This is a genomic window from uncultured Clostridium sp. (assembly GCF_900547735.1).
Taxonomy (GTDB): Bacteria; Bacillota; Clostridia; order Lachnospirales; family Lachnospiraceae; genus Otoolea.
The window spans coordinates 25,865-39,477 of sequence record NZ_URHZ01000054.1 but is presented as its reverse complement, the minus strand read 5'-3'; the positions used below and the strand labels follow the sequence as shown (position 1 = coordinate 39,477).

12 protein-coding genes are annotated in these 13,613 nt (G+C 49.3%); 4 read left to right on the top strand and 8 right to left on the bottom strand.

Annotated features, from left to right (window positions below; all coding sequences use genetic code 11):
• Nucleotides 1-109: 109 nt before the first annotated feature.
• Together QZT18_RS16095 and QZT18_RS16090 are read right to left on the bottom strand one after the other, a co-directional pair.
• The gene (locus tag QZT18_RS16095) at nt 110-646 is read right to left on the bottom strand and encodes a chromate transporter (protein ID WP_294149281.1); all 537 of its coding nucleotides are present in this window, start codon (nt 644-646) and stop codon (nt 110-112) included.
• Nucleotides 627-1,196 (bottom strand): chromate transporter, encoded by a 570-nt coding sequence (locus QZT18_RS16090; protein ID WP_366925906.1) that lies wholly within the window; start codon nt 1,194-1,196, stop codon nt 627-629. Before QZT18_RS16090 ends, QZT18_RS16095 begins: the two co-directional genes overlap by 20 nt.
• Before the next feature lie 173 nt (nt 1,197-1,369).
• On the opposite strand from QZT18_RS16090, the gene QZT18_RS16085 reads away from it, so the two are divergent.
• Nucleotides 1,370-2,278: a LysR family transcriptional regulator gene (locus QZT18_RS16085; protein WP_294149279.1), complete on the top strand. Its 909-nt coding sequence runs from the start codon at nt 1,370-1,372 to the stop codon at nt 2,276-2,278.
• A gap of 104 nt (nt 2,279-2,382) precedes the next feature.
• On the opposite strand, the gene QZT18_RS16080 is transcribed toward QZT18_RS16085, so the two are convergent.
• The 6 genes from QZT18_RS16080 to citD form a co-directional block, all read right to left on the bottom strand.
• Nucleotides 2,383-3,894: a tripartite tricarboxylate transporter permease gene (locus QZT18_RS16080; RefSeq protein WP_294149277.1), complete on the bottom strand. Its 1,512-nt coding sequence runs from the start codon at nt 3,892-3,894 to the stop codon at nt 2,383-2,385.
• Nucleotides 3,895-3,910: 16 nt separating this feature from the next.
• A complete protein-coding gene (locus QZT18_RS16075; RefSeq protein ID WP_294149276.1) occupies nt 3,911-4,411 on the bottom strand; it encodes a tripartite tricarboxylate transporter TctB family protein in 501 nt (166 codons plus the stop codon).
• Nucleotides 4,412-4,523: 112 nt separating this feature from the next.
• Complete coding sequence (locus QZT18_RS16070; RefSeq protein WP_294149274.1) at nt 4,524-5,552, bottom strand: tripartite tricarboxylate transporter substrate binding protein; 1,029 nt, start codon at nt 5,550-5,552, stop codon at nt 4,524-4,526.
• A gap of 475 nt (nt 5,553-6,027) precedes the next feature.
• On the bottom strand, nt 6,028-7,587 hold the full coding sequence (citF, locus tag QZT18_RS16065; RefSeq protein WP_294149273.1) for a citrate lyase subunit alpha: 1,560 nt from the start codon (nt 7,585-7,587) through the stop codon (nt 6,028-6,030).
• Between the two features lies 1 nt (nt 7,588).
• On the bottom strand, nt 7,589-8,491 hold the full coding sequence (locus QZT18_RS16060) for an aldolase/citrate lyase family protein (RefSeq protein WP_294149271.1): 903 nt from the start codon (nt 8,489-8,491) through the stop codon (nt 7,589-7,591).
• Nucleotides 8,491-8,790, bottom strand: a complete 300-nt coding sequence (gene citD / locus QZT18_RS16055; protein WP_294149269.1) for a citrate lyase acyl carrier protein — start codon at nt 8,788-8,790, stop codon at nt 8,491-8,493. The genes QZT18_RS16060 and citD overlap by 1 nt, the downstream gene beginning before the upstream one ends.
• A gap of 1,421 nt (nt 8,791-10,211) precedes the next feature.
• Here citD and citX point away from each other — a divergent pair.
• The 3 genes from citX (at nt 10,212) to QZT18_RS16040 (ending at nt 13,610) form a co-directional block, all read left to right on the top strand.
• Nucleotides 10,212-10,766, top strand: a complete 555-nt coding sequence (gene citX, locus QZT18_RS16050; protein ID WP_294149267.1) for a citrate lyase holo-[acyl-carrier protein] synthase — start codon at nt 10,212-10,214, stop codon at nt 10,764-10,766.
• On the top strand, nt 10,763-11,794 hold the full coding sequence (locus QZT18_RS16045; RefSeq protein ID WP_294149265.1) for a triphosphoribosyl-dephospho-CoA synthase: 1,032 nt from the start codon (nt 10,763-10,765) through the stop codon (nt 11,792-11,794). Before citX ends, QZT18_RS16045 begins: the two co-directional genes overlap by 4 nt.
• A 76-nt stretch (nt 11,795-11,870) precedes the next feature.
• Complete coding sequence (locus QZT18_RS16040) at nt 11,871-13,610, top strand: NFACT family protein (protein WP_294149263.1); 1,740 nt, start codon at nt 11,871-11,873, stop codon at nt 13,608-13,610.
• Nucleotides 13,611-13,613 lie beyond the last annotated feature (3 nt).

Sequence of the window (13,613 nt, the reverse complement as noted above, 5' to 3'; positions counted from 1 at the left end):
GAACTTTTTCTGCCCGGATTCCCCACCCGCGACAACCTACAAACCGGGACTGAAGGCTCATCCCCCCTCACCATCCCGCCCCTCGGCCGTCCGGCGGCGTTCTCATTTTTCAGCCTATCAGAAGACCCAGCACCGCCGCCAGCAGCATGGTCTTCGGCACCGACAGACGGAACTTATACATGGCGCCGCCTGTGACGAGGGCAATGATGACCAGATTCCAGTGAACCGCAAAGCCGACGCCCATGAATGTGCTGCCGCTGAGTGTGATCACGACCGCGGCCAGCATTCCCACGCAGGCCGGGCGGATTCCCCACAGGGCGTGTTCCATCCAAGGGTTTCCCTTTAAACGTTTCAAGAAGTGGGCTGCCAGCATGCAGAGAGTCAGGGAGGGGACCATGACTCCGAGGCTGCTGAGCAGGGCGCAGGGAATGCCGTCTATCCGGTAGCCGACAAAGGTGGCGCAGTTGATTCCCATGGAGCCCGGCGTAATCTCGGCCAGCGCCATAACATCCATTACCTGCGCTTCGGTCATCCATCCGTTTGCCGTCACCTCATCCAGGATGACCGGGATCATCGTGAGGCCGCCGAAACTGCAAAATCCAATCCGTATAAATGCAAATACCAGTTTAAGATAAATCTCTGCCACGGCCTCTCCTCTCCTTTATATACATTGCAATTCCGATCAGTCCGCACACGACGACAATCGCCAGTTTATTCAGATCGGAAACTACACAGATGACAGTGACGATGATTCCTATAAGATAGGTAGCCCTGTCCGTCAGGGCGTTCTTTTTTAACTTCCACGCGGCTCCGATGATGACGGGGATAACGGCGCTTCTGACTCCGTTCATCATCCGTATCACATAGGGATTATTGCAGAAAATATCATAAAAATTCGTGATGACCGCGATGACGATCACCGCCGGTGAGACAAGGCCGAAGGATGCGGCGAACGCTCCCGGGACGCCGGCCACCGTATAGCCGAACAGGACCGAATAATTGACTATCATGATGCCCGGAAGAGACTTCGCCACGGACATGAAATCCAGGATCTGTTCCTCGGTCACCCAGTCCCTTTTTCTGCAGAACTCATCTTCTATCTGGGCGATAATGCTCCATCCGCCCCCAAATGTAAAACAGCCTATCTTAAACATCGTGCAGTATATCACGAGCAGTTTTTTATATTGTTCTTTCAAACTCATCATCCCCTTTTCTAATTCATTATACCCTCCGGGCCGGGCGGTGTCAAAGCGGTAATCGGCTGCTTGATCAAAACTCTGTCATTGCTATTTTTTCCCGGAAATGATATGATCGTAGCACAGCACCGCTTCAGGCGCTGCAAAAGCAAACACAGACGGGGGAATATTAAATGAATCTTAAACATGCCCAGTACATGCTCACTGTCCTTCAGGAAGGAAGTATCACCGGTGCGGCAAAAAAGCTCTATGTATCCCAGCCTTCTCTGAGCCAGATGATCAAACTCGTGGAGACCAATCTGGGAACACCGATTTTTAACCGTTCCACCGAGCCTCTCACACTGACCTATGCCGGTGAAAAATATATGGAAGCTGCCCAGCAGATCCTGACCATCAATGCGAATCTCGCCAAAGAGATTGAGGAGATTACACAGGAGGATCACGGTAAACTCCGGTTCGGCGTTCCCGTACAGAGAGGAATGCAGGTGCTCCCCTACGTGCTGCCTAAATTTTTCAAGATGTACCCTTACGTGGATGTGGAAGTTTTTGAGCAGGGGTCGGGTCTGATGGAGAATATGGTTCTGGACGGAACCGTGGACATGGCCTGCATGACGACCACCGCCCGGCACAGCGAACTCAAATATATCCTGGTGGAGAACGAGGATCTCGTCCTCCTGACTTCCAGAAACACGGCCCTGGCCAAACGGATTCCCGAGGGCACTCCCATCCAGATTACGGAGGCGCGCAATGAGAAGTTTGTCTCCAACAGGCCCGGCCACAGTGTAAGGGCGGTTCAGGATAATCTTTTCATCACCAACGACATGCATCCGAAGATCATCCTGGAGACAGTCAGCATCGAGGTGGAGAAAAAAGTCTGCATTGCCTGTGACGCCGTCATGATCTGCCCAAAGAACTACATTGAGAAGACGCCGGAGATGCAGCAGAAGTCCGTTACATATCCGATTCTCAACACCGACAGCCAGCGCCACTGCTATATCTGCCACAGAAAGAATCTGTACCTGACCAAATATATGCGTGATTTCATCAACATCCTGGTGGAAGTAGAAAATCCATTCCTATAACAGTATCAAGAACCCCGGCTGACCTTACTCTGTGTTTAGAGTGAGATGTCAGCCGGGGTTCCTGCATAGACGGCGGCCTGTTTAAAGCGCACAGGCTGCCGCATCTATTTGCTTTCTGCTTTATTTTTTACAAAAAGTGGTTTAACAAAAGGATAAATCAGCATGATGATACAGCAAACCATGATAACCGCGGTGATCGGCTTTGTGAAAATTGCCGACATGCTTCCGTTAGTCAGTGTGTACGCACGGCGGAAGTTGGATTCGCACATCTGTCCAAGAACAAGACCGAGCACGAGGGCGGCTGAATTGTATCCCAGCTTTACAAACATATATCCGATAATTCCGGCGCCTGCCATCAGGGCAACATCGCCTGTATTATTGTTCAGCGCATAGGCGCCGATTGCCGCCATCATAATGATAACCGGTCCAAGGATACTGTAAGGCACGGAAAGGATTCTGGCGAATACCTTCGCCACTGCCATTGCTACAATTACCATGATAATATTTGTTACAAGCATGGAACCGAATACGGATGCAAGATACTCAGGCTGAGTCTTAACAAGCATAGGTCCAATCTGAACGCCTTTGATTACAAGGGCCGTCATCATGATAGCCGCGGCGTTTCCTCCCGGGATACCCAGGGAAAGCAGAGGAACCATCGAACCGCCGGTAGCCGCGTTGTTGGCCGCCTCGGAGGCCACGATGCCGTCCGGGATACCGGTTCCCAGTTTTTCGGGATGTTTGGAAACCTTCTTCTCAATCGCATAGGATAAGAAGGAAGCAATTGTTGCGCCCGCTCCGGGAAGGATACCTACAATCGTACCGATTACGGAAGAACGGGCCATCGTAAACTTTGTTTCCCATACTTCGCGGAAACTTGGAAGAACCGTCTTCATCTTTGTGGATGATTTACCGGTTGCATCTTTTTCCGTGTCAATCTTCTTCGGCTTAACCGTCTGCTTGAGAACCTCGGTCACAGCAAAAAGTCCAATCATGACCGGAATCATCTCAATACCGGAAAGCAGTGTGGAATTGCCCCAGGTAAAACGTGCGATTCCAAGCATCGGGTCCATTCCGACACAGGCAAGAAGAAGGCCTAAGAGTCCGGAAATCAGAGTTTTTATAATATTGTCGCTGTCCAGGCAGGACAGAACGGAAAGTCCGAGGAACGATACCGCAAACAGCTCGGAAGGACCGAACTGCAGGGCTACCGTTGCCAGCTGAGGAGATACGAGAGCCATGGCGAATGCGGCAACAAGACCGCCTACTGCAGACGCGATCAGCGAAAATCCAAGCGCTTTGCCCGCCTCACCTCTTTGAGCCATCGGATAGCCGTCGAACGTGGTGGGCGCACTGGACGGTGTTCCCGGAATACGGAACAGAATCGCCGTGATGCCGCCGCCCGTAATCGACGCGCAATATACGGAAACCAGGAACGCAATCGCGATAACCGGATTCATCGCATAAGCAAATGGAAGGGCCAGGGCAACCGCCATCGATGCGCTTACACCCGGCATCGCCCCGAATATAACACCTAAAACCGTACCTGCTACTAAAAGGAAAAATGTAGAAGGCGTAAATACTATTTTTAAACCAGTCAGTAATAAATCAAACATACCTTACACTCCTTCCTTAAAATGGCAGTTTTGTTTCAAAGAACAATGCAAACTCACGGAAAATACCGGTACCTCTTGCCAGCATGATATCAAGCGCTCCCTGGAACAGTAAGTAGAGGATAGCCGTAATAACGAGGGCTACAATAACCAGAAATCCGATTCTTCTCTCCCCTAAAAGCACGCCGTAGGCAATCAGGAACAGGAACGAAACCGGTATAAATCCGATAATCGGCATCAGAACAGCCATAACTGCTACTAAAATCATGCCGACAAATAATTTACTTTTTAAGAATTCTCCCAGATTAAATCCGGCGGTCAGCTTCTCTCCGCTTCCCTTCATCTTTTTCAAAGAATTCACTATATTCACGATTATTAATATTATAAGAAGGACGAGAATAATTCTCGGCCAGAACGCTGCACCAAGTTCTGTCGCTGTAGGAGCTGGTGACTCGGCGCCTACCAGGAAGAAAAGGTATATGCAGAAGATTCCCAATACAAGTGAAAAAATAATGTCCAAATCAGATAACCTGCCTTTCCCTGCCTCTTTTATTCAGGGGGAGCGGATTAATCCACTCCCCTCAGTTTCATTGTTTTAAATATTCATTTGCAGTCAACATCTGTTAAATCAATTATTTAGTACCGAACATTTCTGTTAAATCTTTGTAATCGTTATCCCAGGATGCCTGGTAATCTGCTGTGTTTAACCAGCCCTGTCTCTGATCGAGACCCTGCTGTTTTGCCCATGTCTGGAATTCTTCGCTGGCAACTGCCTTCTCTGCTGCTGCTTCAAAAGCCTTGATAGCCGCTTCAGGAGTTCCTTCGGTATAGAAAATACCGCGGGACGGTCCAAAGTAGCAGTCCAGTCCAAGGTCGCCTGCGCTGTCTACGCTCTCAAATCCTGCCAGTGTCAGTTTTTTCTCCGTACAGGACATAACAACCTTCATATCGCCGGATTCCAGCATAGCGGAAACCTCTGCCGGTCCTACACATGCCAGATCCACATGTCCGCCGATAACGTCTGCGTTTAACTGGGAACCTTCCGTGTAAGCAACTGCCTCTACATCGCCTTCAAATGCCGCTTCCACACATGCCGCATCCAGACCTGTGATTGTCATAACGCCGCATTTAACCTTGCCCGGGTTAGCCTGTGCGTATTCTTTCAGTTCTGCATAGTTGCTGTATGGTGACTTGGAACTGGTAACGAAAATGTTGCAGTCGTGTACGAGCTGGCACAGCGGTTTGATTTTTCCGTAAACGTCAAAATCGGTTGCGCCGGAAATCTGTGCTAACATAGGGGACTGTGTACAAAGTAAGTATGTATATCCATCGGCCGGCTGGCTGGTTGCGAACTGTACGCCGGTAACTCCGCCTGCGCCTGCTTTGTTATTAACAACTACGGATACGCCAAGTTCTTTCTCAAGAGCGGAAGCAAATGTACGGAGTGTTGTATCGGCTCCGCCGCCTGTGCCCCATGGACAGATAATCTCGATGTTCCTCTCCCATTTCCAATCCTCAGCGCCTGCCGCTGCTTCCTGTCCGCCTTCGGCTGCTTTCGTCTCCGCCGGTTTGTCTGCGGTACCGGAACTGCTGCTTCCACATCCTGCGAGGCTTACTGCCATTGCTGCTGTCAATGCCAGACTAATCACTCTTTTCTTCATAACATCTTCTCCTTTTCATTCATTATTTTGGTTTGCTGCGGGGTGCTGCTTTCCAAACCCTTGATTCTATTATACCTTTTTTTAGCAGCTTTTCAACACTTCTTGTATGAATTGTACAATTTTTGGTGCTTTTAACGAATTATAATTGTGCAATTATACCAGTCATAAGATAACACTTATGTACCGGAAAACCATATAAAATAAGGTTTTTTTACACTTCTTTAACAAAAATTTTATAAATTGCCGTTTTTGGAAATAACTCTCAGAAAGCTGTTTTTTGTTCAAAGTGACATTTATTGTATTTTTACACGTGCAATGTTCTATTCTGTGATCCGGGCGGACAAGCCGTAATGTGTTCCCACTGCTGAAAAAGGGACCTGCTTCTATTGCTGAAAAAGAGCCTGTTTTCCGCTGGTTCCGGAAAACAGACTCCCTTTGTTATTTTAGTCGAAATGATATCTAGTCAAACTGATATCTAATCAAACTGATATTCACGGATTTCCCTTACGACATCCATGACGGTTCCGTCACGTCCCTCGATAATGCCGACAACACGCTCGCCAAACTGAACCGGATCCGGTTCTCCGACCATGCTGTACGCTTTATCACGCAGTTCCTCTATTGTGCAGAACGGCAGGTTGACATTCTTCATACACTCGATCAAATCCTGACGGCGCGGGTTGATGGCAATGCCGTAATCCGTGATTACAACGTCCACGGTCTCGCCCGGTGTCGTCACCGTCGTAACGTTGGTGCAGATAGCGGGAATTCTGCCCTGCAGAAGCGGAGCAATGACAATCGTGCACTTTGCCCCGGCCGCCGTATCGGGATGGCCTCCCTGTGCGCCGGTGATGACGCCGTCGGAACCTACTACGACATTACAGTTAAAATTGATATCCACTTCCAGAGATGCCAGGATAACAAAGTCCAGCTTATTGACATAAGCGCCCTTGTTAAACGGGTTGGCGTACTCGGATGCGGAGATTTCAATATGGTTCGGGTTCTTTTTAATGGATTCGATGGCACCCTGATCAAAGTCCTGTGTATCCACAAGGGTGCGGATCAGGCCTTTTTCCAGAAGTTCACACATGGGGGTGGTGATTCCGCCGAGACCGAGTCCCATCTGGATTCCCCTCTCCTCCATAATCTTGCCGAGTGAAATCGTGGAGGCGATGGACGCGCCGCCGACACCCGTCTGGTAGGAAAAACCGTCTTTAAAGTAAGGGGTATTAATTACAAACTGGGTGCAGTAATCGGCCATCATGATTTTTCTCACATCGGTCGTTGGTTTGGCTGCTCCTGTCGCAATCTTATCGGGATTGCCGATGGCGTCCACAACGCAGACATAGTCTACATTTGTCATGGAAATGCTGGCCGGGATGTTCGGGAATGCAACGAGGCAGTCCGTCACGGCCACCACTTTATCTGCATACTGGGCATCCACCACCCCGTAAGATAAAACGCCGCAGTCGCTCTTTCCGCCGTTCGGGCGGCAGTTGCCGTATTCGTCGCAGGTAGGCGCGCCGATAAAGGCGATGTCCACATGCACCTCCCCCGTCTCAATGGCACGCACACGGCCGCCGTGGGAACGCATAACCGCCAGATTCTTTAACTTGCCGGTCGAGATAGCCTCGCCGATTTTGCCTCTCACACCGGAAGACTGGATACCTGTGATCGTTCCATCCTCAATAAACGGCACAATCGGATCATTGGCCTTTCCGAGAGAACTGGCACAGATGGTGAGATCCTTGATTCCCATGTTGTGAATCTCTTCCATCACCATATTGACAACGTAATCTCCCTCACGGAAATGATGATGGAAGGACAGGGTCATGCCATCGCGGATTTCACATTTTTCAAGCGCTTCCCTGATGGACTGCACCATTTTGGAACGCGTCGGATCGGACAGCGCCCGTACTACGGGAGCTGCCTTCTTATACTCATAATTATCATATACGTAAGCGCCTTCAAATACTTTTTTGCCGGTCGCCTTTAACACTTCCTCCGGAATATCTCTTCCTACTTTATTTATCATTTTACATATCCCCCTCATAAACGCCTGCGGCTTTAGCCATAGCCAGGGTCCTCTTGGCCCCGTCATAGAAAGCGATATCAATCATTTTTCCATCTACCGTAAATACGCCGATGCCTTTTGCTTTCTTGTCATCAATTTCACGCACCACTTTTTCAGCAAAAATAATCTCCTTCTCGGTAGGAGTGAAAATCTTGTGGACAATTGCAATCTGACGCGGATTGACAAGCGATTTTCCGTCAAATCCCATCATCTTGATCATGGCGGTTTCTTTTTCGAATCCTTCCATGTCTTCCAGGTTTGTAAACACCGTGTCGAAGCACTGGACGCCTGCGGCGCGGGCAGCCATAATCATATGCTGTCTCGCTCCCATCAGCTCCACGCCGGTACCTGTGATTACGGTCTGAAGATCTTTCGTATAATCTCCTCCCGACAGGGCGATTCCGATCAGACGGTCGGAAGAAACACAAATCTCCTGGGCATTCAGAACACCCTTACAGGATTCCAGGGCGGACATTAAGAGGGTGCTGCCCTCGGGACGGCCAAATTCACGCTCTGCAGCCAGCACGTGCTCTTCCACTGTGCGTACATCCTGAGCGGATTCCGTTTTTGCTATACGGATGGTATCGGCTCCTCCCGCCACACAGACACGGATATCTTCCTTCCAGTGCGGTGTGTCAAGCCCGTTGATGCGGACAACCCTCTCCACGCCCCGGTAGTCGATCTCCTTGAGCGCATGAAACAGGGAATACCTTGCGGCATCCTTCTGGTTCTCGGCAACCGCGTCCTCCAGGTCAAGCATAATGGAATCCGGTTTATAAATATACGGGTCTTTAATCAGTCCCGGTTTCTGGCAGTTCAGAAACATCATGGATCTTCTCAGTCTCTTTTTTAATGGATGGCTCATTATCTGATTGCACCTCCCCATGGTAAATTTTCCGTAATGCCGCTGGAACGGTATACGGCGCATTCCACTCTGGCCTTTAAAGTACAGTCTAAAGCTCCTTTGTCCACAACCTTTACCCTTGCATCGTTCACATTAAGGCGCTCCAGCGTCTCCAGGACAACTGCCCTGATCTGCTTTCCAAACTGATGGATAACGCTGCTCTCAATGACAAGCTCAACCTTTCCATCACCCGGTTCAACTGTAATCTGCGCATCACTGGACTCCAGTGTACCGGCCACAGCCGCTTTTTCGATTACCATAAGATTTCCTCCTCTATTGCTTATATGTTTGTGTATATTGTTACTTTTTCTGAATTAATTATTGGGTCTTTCTACATATTATCTAAAAATATAGTAGCATGGTAAAATGGATAATTCAAATACTTATGCTGTTATGGAGTTCATAGGAGAAAAGTTATCAGGGGGTAGTTGGAAGGGCGGGGAGGACTGTGAAATGGGGGCGGGACTGGGGAGAGGGAAGGTTGGTGAGTCTTCAGTCCCAGGGGGAGGTTGTCGTAATAGGGGAATCCGGGACGAAAAAATTCCTACGGGGACCCGCTCCCGCTTGTGGAATGCGAAACGGATGCTAAACTCGTGTAAAACCTCGTTAAGCACCGTCGGATTCCAAGGTCCCCTGCGGAAAGTTTTCGCCCTCCTTCCCCGGGCAGTCTGTCGCTCGGACTGAAGACGCGCAGGTTATCGGCCTCCCGCCGTCCACTGCCATTTCACCGGTTAATCTCCCCTTCTCCAAGTACGGTTGGGCGTATTGTCGCGGCCACTACCTAGTTTCCAAATAGAATAGATTTGAGATAAGGTTTTCCTGGGAACTGAATTAAAGATGACCGGATTAAGTCCTGTTCCAAAGTTAGAAATCAGCTATACTGACATATTATATTGATACACTCCGTTAACATTATTTTAATGCTTATATCACTCTGTTTTTCATCGCTCTATATTTTCATTATTCTATATTTTCATTATCTATATTTTCATCATTCCACATTTTTAACATCCTATATTTTAAACGTCTTATATTTTATACATCTTATACTTTCGGTATCCTATATTTGCATCAAATTCATAATACCCTATTAATACCCTATATCCACTCCATTTTCCGGAATATTTAACCATGCCGGGATAAATCACCTTAACTTCATTCCGTGATAAATGGCCATTCTACGTCAGAATGTAGTGGCTGCGGCAATACTCTCCCCCGCACTTGGGGAGGAGGACAATCAGCAGCCGGCAGGCCGGGGTATGGAATGGGTATCGATAACCTGCGCGTCTTCAGTCCCGGTCATAATCTGGGCGGTGGGGAAGGAGGAAGAAAAAATCTGCGCAGGGGACGTAGGAATCCGCCGGTGCTTGGACGCCGTTTTATGGCGTCTTAGCATCCGCTGCGCATTCCATAAGCGCGAGCGGGTCCCCGTAGCAGATTTCTTTCTTCCGTATTCCCCGCCTTTACGACAAACCTCCCTCCGGGACTGAAGACTCATCCCCTCCCCTCCCATTCCGGCCCCCAGCCGTCCCGGCAGCGTCCTCATTTCTCAATTAAATCTCAACTTCCTGTTGTTTTAAATGCCGCTTTTCTTTATAATAAGAAGTCAGGGGCATAATATCTCTGTGCCCGCACTGTATGGGAACATTTTCCCGAAATTAATCTACAGGAGGATTCGGACATGGATTTGACGGTGAATAATGAGGTATTACTTGAAGAAATGCTGGCTGCCAGGGAGCGGCGCGTCTTCCTGCAGAACTCTTTGACGGAAAAATATAATACGACACTTATCAGCTTTACCCTGAACATCCCGGGACCCGTGAAGGTGTTTGAAGGGATACCGGAGATTTTCGACGGCGGGTACCGAGAAATTCTGAAGACACTTTCCGATGCAGGCATTGCCGTGCTTCATGAACATGCGATCCGCGAGAAGACGGGCTATGAGGCTTTTATTGCCGCCGATGCCTCTCCACTCACAATCAAGCGTCTGATGACAAGACTGGAGGACGGCTCTTCGATCGGGCGCCTCTATGATATTGATATTATAAAACTGGACGGAAGCAAGGTTTCCAGGGAGGAGCTTGGTCTTCCCTGCCGCACCTGTCTGATATGCGGACAGCCCGCCCACGCCTGCAGCCGAAGCAGGAATCACAGCGTGGAAGAACTGGTTGCCCATATTAAGAAAATGATATCGGAAGATCACCCGGGAGCTGATAAAGGCAGGACTGAGCTATGAGTGTGAAAAAAGAGATTGGCAGCCGGGAGTTTTCCCTGAATCTGATGCAGAAACAGTTTCTGGATTCGTTGGAATGCGCAGCAGGCCGCTCTCTCACCGATGAGGTGGAGGCCACTCCCAAACCGGGACTGGTGGATTTAAAGGACAGCGGCGCCCATAAAGATATGGATCACAGGACATTTGAACTCAGCATTGCTGCAATTCTGCCCTTTATCGGAGAGATGGCCGAGATCGGAATCCATCACGGAGCTATGGAAGTGGAAGCCGGTCTTCAAAACGGAAATGAGCCGGATGCCGAAAATGCGGAACGGTTATTTGCCGCCATCCGGCCGGCCGGAGTACGGGCCGAGAAAGCCATGTTTGAAGCGACGGGCGGTGTTAATACCCACAAAGGCATTATTTTCTCCATGGGACTCCTGGCCGCGGCGGCCGGCCGTTTTTGGGGCAGACGCCCTGTATGCTCCGGCGTTCAAGAGGAGGAACTTTTATCCTACTGCGGCCTGATGTGCCGCCGTCCAATGGAGCGCGACTTTTCCGCCGTCGTACCGGGAGAAAATAACACGCATGGGGAACTGCTCTACCTGAAATACGGATGCCGAGGAATCAGGGGGGAGGCGGCCGATGGGTTTCCGGCCGTCCGTTTTGTCGGACTTCCCGCGCTTCGGGAATACTTTGAATATGCGAAGTTGTCCGGTATGCATCCCGGCAGGAACCAGCTTTCCCTCCACATCCTTCTTCATCTGATGGCCAATGTGGACGATACGAACGTGCTTTTCAGGACAAACTATGAATCACTTGAATATGTAAAACAGTGCGCCCTGTCTGTCCTCTCGCTTGGGGGCAGCAAAACGGAGGAAGGGATGGAGGCCCTTACACGGCTGAACAAAGATTTCACGGATAAAAACATAAGTCCCGGAGGCTGCGCGGATTTACTGTCCATGACTCTTTTCCTCTGGCGGATCGAATCACTTTTTCGCGCTGATAACGGCGGGAACAGCATGAATAGAAACTTCCCAATTGGAGATTGATTGAAATTATAACAACCTTGGATTTGAAACTATACTGGATTTGCAACTATATTAGATTTGAAAGGAATGACCAACTATGGCTTTTGACGGAATAGTAATTGCCGGTCTGGTAAAGGAATTTAATGATAAACTGACCGGCGGAAAGATCTCAAAGATTGCTCAGACGGAAAAGGACGAACTCCTTTTTACAATCAAAAACAACAGGGAGAATTACCGTCTTCTGATGTCGGTAAATGCAAGTCTCCCGTTAATCTATCTGACGCAGACGAATAAACAGAGTCCCATGACGGCGCCCAATTTCTGCATGCTCCTCAGAAAGCATATCGGAAACGGGAAAATTGTATCCGTGAGCCAGCCCGGGCTGGAACGGATTATCCGTTTTGAGATTGAACACCTGGATGAACTCGGCGACCTCTGCCGCAAGTTCCTGATTGTCGAGCTGATGGGAAAACACAGCAATATCATTTTCTGTACACCGGACGACAAAATCATAGACAGTATTAAACATATTTCCGCCCAGATCAGTTCTGTCCGGGAAGTGCTTCCGGGACGTGATTATTTTATCCCGCAGGCCGCAGGAAAAAAAGATCCGCTCTCTGCGGATGAGACCGTATTCACGGAAACGCTCTCTGCCGCCCAGGCGCCTGCCGGCAAAGCAATTTATACAAGCTTCACCGGAATCAGCCCCGTCATGGCGGAAGAATTCTGCCATCTTGCCTCCATTGACGCCGATGTGCCGGCTTCGGCTCTCTCCGAACTGGAAATCACCCATTTGAGCCGTACGCTCACGCTTGCCATGGAACAGGTGAAGGAAGGCAGGTTTGAGCCGAATATTCTTTACCGCGACGAGGAGCCGGTTGAATTCTCCGCTCTCCCGCTCACCTCCTGGCCGCCGGAGTACAGGGCCGTCCGTTTTGATTCCATCAGCAGCACACTGGAACTTTATTATGCATCCAAAAATGTAATCACACGCATCCGGCAGAAATCCTCCGATCTGCGGAGAATTGTCCAGACCGCACTGGAACGAGGATATAAAAAATACGATTTACAGTTAAAACAGTTAAAGGATACGGAAAAAAGAGACAAATACAAAATATACGGCGAGCTCCTCAACACCTACGGTTATGAACTGAGCGGAGGGGAAAAAGAGCTTGAATGCATCAACTACTATACGAATGAAACGGTAAAGATCCCTCTGGATCCCCAGCTTACCGCCAGAGAAAACTCACAGAAATTTTTTGACAAATACAATAAACTGAAACGCACCTGGGAAGCTCTCTCCAAATTTGTGGAAGAGACAAAACAGGAGATCGAGCATCTGGAATCCATCAGCACATCCCTCGACATTGCCCTGAAGGAGGAGGATCTGGCACAGATTAAACAGGAACTGACGGAGTACGGCTTTATCAAAAAGCACGGACCATCGGGAAAGAAGGTCAAAATCACCAGCCGTCCTTTCCACTATATTTCCTCCGACGGGTTCCATATTTACGTTGGAAAGAACAATTACCAGAACGAAGAACTGACCTTCAAGGTGGCCTCAGGCAACGACTGGTGGTTTCACGCAAAGGGAATCCCCGGCTCCCATGTCATCGTAAAAGCAGAAGGCCGCGAGCTTCCCGACAGAACATTTGAGGAAGCCGGTTCCCTTGCCGCCTATTATTCTAAGGGGCGCGGCAATGAAAAAGTGGAGATCGATTATATCCAGAAAAAATCCGTCAAGAAAGTGGCCGGAGCCGCCCCCGGTTTTGTTATCTACCATACAAATTATTCGCTGATGGCGGTTCCGAAAGTGACATTGGAAGAGGTGCTTTAAACT

Coding starts and splice junctions, on each gene's coding strand:
- citX (WP_294149267.1), top strand. CDS start 10,212: ATGGATTTGACGGTGAATAATGAGGTATTACTTGAAGAAATGCTGGCT.
- QZT18_RS16045 (WP_294149265.1), top strand. CDS start 10,763: ATGAGTGTGAAAAAAGAGATTGGCAGCCGGGAGTTTTCCCTGAATCTG.
- QZT18_RS16080 (WP_294149277.1), bottom strand. CDS start 3,894: ATGTTTGATTTATTACTGACTGGTTTAAAAATAGTATTTACGCCTTCT.
- citF (WP_294149273.1), bottom strand. CDS start 7,587: ATGATAAATAAAGTAGGAAGAGATATTCCGGAGGAAGTGTTAAAGGCG.
- QZT18_RS16070 (WP_294149274.1), bottom strand. CDS start 5,552: ATGAAGAAAAGAGTGATTAGTCTGGCATTGACAGCAGCAATGGCAGTA.
- citD (WP_294149269.1), bottom strand. CDS start 8,790: ATGGTAATCGAAAAAGCGGCTGTGGCCGGTACACTGGAGTCCAGTGAT.
- QZT18_RS16085 (WP_294149279.1), top strand. CDS start 1,370: ATGAATCTTAAACATGCCCAGTACATGCTCACTGTCCTTCAGGAAGGA.
- QZT18_RS16060 (WP_294149271.1), bottom strand. CDS start 8,491: ATGAGCCATCCATTAAAAAAGAGACTGAGAAGATCCATGATGTTTCTG.
- QZT18_RS16040 (WP_294149263.1), top strand. CDS start 11,871: ATGGCTTTTGACGGAATAGTAATTGCCGGTCTGGTAAAGGAATTTAAT.